The following is a 2,434-nucleotide window of genomic DNA, read 5'->3' as shown; positions in this document are numbered from 1 at the left end:
TGGGGTTGTATTAGGCGAATCCATGGGGTTTTTTGGTTTTTTCTTTCTTGCCATGGAAATTGTACGCGTACACGCCCCATGCTCATAGGATCGTTGTTGTCTACTACCCGTGCGGTTTGTTCTTCGCAATTAGGATAGGTGTTGTCGTCAAAATAAGGAGGGGTCCATAAATCGGGAATGGCTACGAACTCGTTGTAATAGCTATTGCCATCATGAAAATGTTGAATTTCTATGATGCGATAGGTTTCCATAGGGCGGTCGTTTATATCAACCAGTTTGGTTAGATCGCCTTGTTTGAGTTGGGGGTCTTTGCTTTTGCCTTTTACGATCATCAGGTTTTCTCTGAGTTCTTTTTGTTTTCGTACGGCATCTTGTAGCTCTTTATCGGTTCGGTTGTTGATACCCGTGGGGTTGTGGAGCTTGTTGGGTTTTTTATGGAATACGTTTTTTGAGGCTTTTAGGGCTACTAGTTGGTAGGGGTTGACTTTGTTTTGTAATTGAGCTGAGGCGCTATCTCGTTGTAGGCTGGTGCCTGATTCTACATCGTAGGTGGTGTAGGTAAATTGTTGTGGTTTTACTGATATTTCAAAGGATACGTGTACTAGGTCTACACTTTCGTCTAGGTTTATGATTTTAGGGCCTACTTTGTTGCCTAACACTAGGCTCTGTCCGTTGTAATACAGGTATTCGCCATAGCGTATGGCAAGTTGTTGTAAAAATTGGTAATCTGTTTGGTTGTATTGTACGGTGTAAGGCAACACATTTTGGGTGTTGTTGTTTCGGACAATGGTATGAAGGGTGTCTTTGGGGTATTGGGCGGTTATGTCTTGAAAGATTTCTTCTAGGGTTTTGTTTTCAAAACTTTGGGATTCAAGTCCTTGTTCTAACATAATGGTAGGAGCGTGTCCTGTAATATATAGTCTGCCGTAACCGTCTTTTTTTAAAAGGTTTAAATGGGTTATAATGCCTGTAAAGGTTTGTTTTATTTCTCCAAATCGGTGCAGGTGGATGTGTATGGTTTTTCCTAGGTAGCTTTTAGAATGTTCCATGATGTAGGCTTCTTCGTTGTCTAGGGAATCGGCACGGGTATCTAGGGTAAAGGTGTCGTGTTCGTTGGTTTTTTGATGGAACTGTAGGTTAAAATGGGATTTTTCTAGGAAGGATTTGCCTTCTATGGTAAGGGTGCAGTAGACTAATGGACTGGATTTGTCGGCTAAAAAGTCTTTAAAGGAACGTAATGAGGCGTATTTTGCTATGTCGTCAGGATGGTTGAGTCTTCCATAATCGCTGTTGTAAGTATCCATATCGCGTATTTTTTAGTTGTTTAGTTGTTGTTTAATCTTTCCATTTCTTTTCGTGTGCAGCTTCGTTTAGAACAAAACGTTTGGCCATTAGACGTAGGGCAATTTGTAGCGGTTCAGTGCTTTTAGCGTCAAAATATTCCGAAAAGGAAACACAATAGGCTTTTTCAAACTTTAACTCTTGTAGTTTGCTCATGGCATCTCTTCTAAAGAATATAATGGTGCCGTTTTTGGTTTGACTGTTGTCGAGCATCCATTGTAATAGGTTGGATTTCCCGTTGCTTTCTATACGGATGTTAATTTCGCCTCCTTGAGGCATTCCTTCGGGTTTTCCTGTAGCGTCTATTTGTTGTGTAAAATTATAGTCGCAACTGAGTATGTTGTAAGTATTTCCGTCTAGTTCTAATTTAGCTAAAAAGGACATGTTTGTTTTTTTATAGGGTTGTTTATTTGAAAGAAAAAAAAGAAAAAAGGCGATCCCAAAAGATCGCAACCATCATTTAACGGAGTTCTTTTTAGACTAGGGTTGACCGGTGTAAAACCTAGGAGGTAATACAATGATTGATCTAGCCAATGTCATTTCCCTAGAGAAAGTAACAAAGAACTGGGGTTAAAAAGTTGTTTTTAGGGAACGCCTTTTTGAAGGGATTATACCCATTCGTTTTCGTAAGCTCCTGAACCTAGTTCAATTTTTTTAGCTGAAATGGTAAAGGTTTCAGTTAGTGGATTTACGCCTGTAGAATCAAAGTTTTCTCTGAATTTTACTAAGTATCCTTCTGAGAATTTTAATTCTTTTAGAACCGCTTCGCTGTCTCTTTTAAAGAATTTTACACTTCCGTCTTTTCTTTCAAATGAGTTGGTCATCCACTCAAAGAATGAAGTGTCTGCAGTACCTTCAATTGTTAATTCAATTTTTCCTCCTCTAGTTACAGTAGAAGGTCTACCCGTTGCGTCTGTTTCTTGAAATAAACCGTAGTTTACATTTAATACTGTGTACTCTTTTCCTGCTACTGCTAATTTTGCTTTGAATGACATAATTATAAATATTTAAAAAATTAAGAAATACATAAGGATATATCTATAAAGGTATAGAGTAGGTTAAAAAATGATTTTGGGGTGGGTTTTGTTAGGTA

Annotated in this window: 3 protein-coding genes; all 3 read right to left on the bottom strand. The window is 38.4% G+C overall.

What is annotated here, in order from left to right; translation table 11 throughout:
* Positions 1 to 1,304: contractile injection system protein, VgrG/Pvc8 family (locus tag B0A78_RS06460; RefSeq protein WP_097609485.1), on the bottom strand; the 1,304-nt coding region annotated here is incomplete at its 3' end.
* Between the two features lie 31 nt (positions 1,305 to 1,335).
* Positions 1,336 to 1,725 carry a type VI secretion system tube protein TssD gene (gene tssD / locus B0A78_RS06455; RefSeq protein WP_097609484.1) on the bottom strand — a complete coding sequence of 130 codons (390 nt, stop codon included), beginning with the start codon at positions 1,723 to 1,725 and terminating at the stop codon, positions 1,336 to 1,338.
* Positions 1,726 to 1,949: 224 nt separating this feature from the next.
* Positions 1,950 to 2,336, bottom strand: a complete 387-nt coding sequence (tssD, locus tag B0A78_RS06450) for a type VI secretion system tube protein TssD (protein ID WP_014164869.1) — start codon at positions 2,334 to 2,336, stop codon at positions 1,950 to 1,952.
* Positions 2,337 to 2,434: the final 98 nt, after the last annotated feature.

The organism is Flavobacterium columnare NBRC 100251 = ATCC 23463 (assembly GCF_002530675.1).
GTDB lineage: Bacteria > Bacteroidota > Bacteroidia > Flavobacteriales > Flavobacteriaceae > Flavobacterium > Flavobacterium columnare.
This window is presented reverse-complemented; position numbering and strand designations above follow the sequence as displayed.

Coding starts and splice junctions, on each gene's coding strand:
- tssD (WP_097609484.1), bottom strand. CDS start 1,725: ATGTCCTTTTTAGCTAAATTAGAACTAGACGGAAATACTTACAACATA.
- tssD (WP_014164869.1), bottom strand. CDS start 2,336: ATGTCATTCAAAGCAAAATTAGCAGTAGCAGGAAAAGAGTACACAGTA.